At 76.5% G+C, this 3,346-nt stretch carries 4 protein-coding genes; 3 read left to right on the top strand and 1 reads right to left on the bottom strand.

Features of this window, described 5'->3' with window-relative positions; all coding sequences use genetic code 11:
• On the bottom strand, positions 1–537 hold a 537-nt coding region (locus tag ABZV94_RS40865), incomplete at its 3' end, for a thiamine pyrophosphate-binding protein (protein WP_356350081.1).
• A 399-nt stretch (positions 538–936) separates the two neighbouring features.
• Between ABZV94_RS40865 and ABZV94_RS40860 the strand changes: the two genes are divergently transcribed.
• From ABZV94_RS40860 to nrfD, 3 genes are read left to right on the top strand one after another with little or no spacing between them, the layout of a single operon-like run.
• Positions 937–1,206: a hypothetical protein gene (locus ABZV94_RS40860; RefSeq protein ID WP_356350078.1), complete on the top strand. Its 270-nt coding sequence runs from the start codon at positions 937–939 to the stop codon at positions 1,204–1,206.
• A gap of 18 nt (positions 1,207–1,224) precedes the next feature.
• Positions 1,225–2,241: a 4Fe-4S dicluster domain-containing protein gene (locus ABZV94_RS40855; RefSeq protein WP_356350076.1), complete on the top strand. Its 1,017-nt coding sequence runs from the start codon at positions 1,225–1,227 to the stop codon at positions 2,239–2,241.
• On the top strand, positions 2,238–3,257 hold the full coding sequence (nrfD, locus tag ABZV94_RS40850) for an NrfD/PsrC family molybdoenzyme membrane anchor subunit (RefSeq protein WP_356350074.1): 1,020 nt from the start codon (positions 2,238–2,240) through the stop codon (positions 3,255–3,257). The genes ABZV94_RS40855 and nrfD overlap by 4 nt, the downstream gene beginning before the upstream one ends.
• Positions 3,258–3,346: the final 89 nt, after the last annotated feature.

Below are 3,346 nucleotides of genomic sequence, written 5' to 3'. Positions count from 1 at the left end.
CACGGCGGACGTCGTCGGCCGCGGACTGCCGGGCCTGCGGCGCCGGTGGGACGGCGCCGTCCTCGCCGGGCGGTTCCTCGGGCACTTCCGCCGCGAGGACCCCGCGGGGCACGACGAGGCTCGCCACACCGCAGGGCGTCGCCCACGAGTTCCGGGGCGGCGACCTCCTCGCAGTACAGGGAGACCTCCGCCAGATGGCGCCGCCCGGCTGCCGGGGCCCCACGGCGCCGGGTCCGCCCCGACGAGGGCCAGGACCGTGACCCGGTCGGCCGCCGCGTCGTACAGCCCGGCCGACAGCCGCAACACCCCCGCCCCGGACGGGGCGGCACAGCAGCCGAGGCCGCCGGTGAGCTTGGCCTGCGCGCAGCCCATGAGCGCGGTGGACTCCTCGCCGCGCGCCTGTACGAAGCCGGGGGCCGCGGGCGCGCCGCGCAGGGCGCCGATCAGCGGGTCCACCGCGAGTCCCGGTGTTCCGTACACCCGGTCCACGCCCAGGTGCCGCAGCCGGGCGGCGACCAGCCCGGCCACGTTCACCACGAAGGCATCGTTGCAGCACGGCGCGCCACTCGTCCGGGCCACCGGGTGGCCGGGCGCCGACCCGCGCAAACGAGGCCGCGCTCTTCGGCCCCACCGTTTCGGGCGAGCGGAGCGGGGGCACCCGTGCCAGGCTCGGAGCAGAGCACCGAGAGTGAGGGTTCCAGCACGGGGCGGAGGGCGAGCACGCGGTGGCGGTGTCCGAGGAGCGGCGGCCGGGGCGGGGGGAGCGGTTGGCGCCCGCGCTGGACCGGCGGCTGCCGGTCGCGTCCGCCGGCGGGGAGTTCCTGCGCAAGGCGTTCCTCCGAGCACTGGTCGTTCCGGCATACGCGTCCGCAGGCCCGCCTGGGGCTGCAGGCCGCCGACCGGAGGCGGATCCTGGACGGTGGGACGACCGGCGAGGTGCGGCGCACGGCCGACGGCGGCTACGAGGAGGCGCACACGCTGCCGTCCCGCGAGGAGGCCTACCGCGTCCTCGTGCGGGACACACCCCGGCCGCGCGCCGAGGGCACGGAGGCCTGGCGCTGGTTCCGCCGGCACCGGCCGCGCAACGCCCGCAGCCGCTGGTACGTCGGCAAGAGCGTGGAGATGCCGGCCACCGCCTGGCAGAAGCGCCGGGCCGAGGTCGTGCGGGCCGCGCCGGGCGAGGCGACCGGACAGGGCGACGAGTGAGGAGCGAGGAGGCACCGCATGAGCGACGGCGCTGAGGGCCACGGGAACCTCCTGTACGGGCCGGAGCCGGACGTGGCCGGCGGGGCCGGTTATCCGGACGCCCCGCCGCGGATGGGCTTCTTCACCGACACCTCGGTGTGCATCGGCTGCAAGGCCTGCGAGGTGGCGTGCAAGGAGTGGAACGCCGTCCCGGAGGACGGGCTCCTGCTGACCGGCATGTCCTACGACAACACGCAGGGCCTCGGCGCCGACACCTGGCGGCACGTGGCCTTCATCGAGCAGCGCAAGCCGCTCGCCGGGCAGGAACCGGGGGTCGCGCATGACGACGTCGACGTCTTCGCCGCCGCGTCCCGGCTGGGCACCGACGCCGCGTCCCCGGGGCCCGGCGCCACCGCTCCCCCGCCGGACGGGGCTCCCGGGGGGGCGCCCGCCGGGGAGATCTCGCCCGTCGCCCCCGACGGCCGGACGGAGCTGCGCTGGCTGATGGCGTCCGACGTGTGCAAGCACTGCACGCACGCCGCCTGCCTGGATGTGTGCCCCACGGGTTCGCTGTTCCGCACCGAGTTCGGCACGGTCGTCGTCCAGGAGGACATCTGCAACGGCTGCGGCTACTGCGTGCCCGCCTGCCCGTACGGCGTGATCGACCAGCGCAAGGACGACGGCCGGGTGTGGAAGTGCACGCTGTGCTACGACCGGCTCGGCGTCGGCATGGAACCGGCCTGCGCCAAGTCGTGCCCGACGGACTCCATCCAGTTCGGCCCGCTGGAGGAGCTGCGGGAGCGCGCCCAGGCCCGGGTGGCGCAGCTGCACGCGGCCGGCGTCACCGACGCCCGCCTGTACGGCGAGAGCCCGGACGACGGGGTCGGCGGCGACGGCGCGTTCTTCCTGCTGCTGGACGAGCCGGAGGTGTACGGCCTGCCACCGGACCCGGTGGTCACCACCCGGGACCTGCCCGACATGTGGCGGCACGCGGCGCTGGCCGCCGTCTCGCTGGTCGCACTCGCCGCCGGCAGCTTCGTGCGGAGGCCGCGATGAGCGAGTCCGATGTGACACGGGACGGTGTGCGGCACGCGCGGCCCGACCGGGAGGCGCCGACAGGGGTACATGCGGGACGCCGCCGGCGCCGGCGCGGTCGGGGCGAGCAGCCGATGGTGCCGGACGCCGAGTTCTCGTCGTACTACGGCAAGCCCGTCCTCAACAGGCCGACCTGGAAGCCGCTGGACATCGCCGGGTATCTGTACCTGGGCGGGCTGGCGGGAGCCTCCTCCCTGCTGGCGGCGGGTGCCGGGGCCACCGGCCGGCCGGAACTGGGCCGGGTGGCCAAGCTGGGCTCGGCCGGCGCCATCACGCTGTCGCTGGCGGCACTGGTGCACGACCTGGGGCGCCCGGCCCGGTTCCTGAACATGCTCCGGGTGTTCAAGCCCACCTCGCCGATGAGCGTCGGCTCCTGGATCCTGAGCGGGTACGCGCCGCTGACGCTCGCGGCCGCGGCGACGGAGGTGGCGGGCCGGTACCGGAGGGTGGGCGCCGCCGCCACGGCCGGAGCCGCCGTTCTGGGGCCGGCCGTGGCGACGTACACCGCGGTGCTGCTCTCGGACACGGCGGTGCCGTCCTGGCACGAGGGCTACCGGCAGCTGCCGTCCGTGTTCGCCGGTTCGGCCGCCACGTCGGCCGCCGGTCTCGCCCTGGTCGCGGCGCCCACCGCCCAGGCCGGGCCGGCACGGCGGATGGCGGCGCTGGGCGCCGTGCTGGAACTGGGCGCTTTCCGGACGATGAAGCGGCGGATGGGGCTGGCCTCGGAGCCCTTCGAACGGGGAAAGGCGTATCGGCTGCTGCGCGCCTCGGAGGCCCTGACGGCGGGCGGAGCCGCGCTGGCGCTGCTCTCGGCCCGGGTACGGGACCGCCGGCCGGCCGCTGCGGCGGGAGTGGCCCTCCTCACCGGTTCGGCGGCGCTGCGTTTCGGCGTCTTCCACGCCGGGGTGGCCTCCGCGGAGGACCCCCGCTACACGATCGTCCCGCAGCGGGAGAGGCTCCGGGCGCAGGACGGCTGAGGGCGCGCCGGACGCGGGGCCGTGACCGCGCGTCGCACGGCTGAGGGCGCGCCGGACGCGGGGCCTGCCCGCGCGCCGCACCCGGAACC

It is taken from the genome of Streptomyces sp. NPDC004658 (assembly GCF_040609555.1).
Lineage (GTDB): Bacteria > Actinomycetota > Actinomycetes > Streptomycetales > Streptomycetaceae > Streptomyces.
Note: the sequence above shows the minus strand (reverse complement) of the source record. Positions and strands in the feature narration are given on the sequence as shown.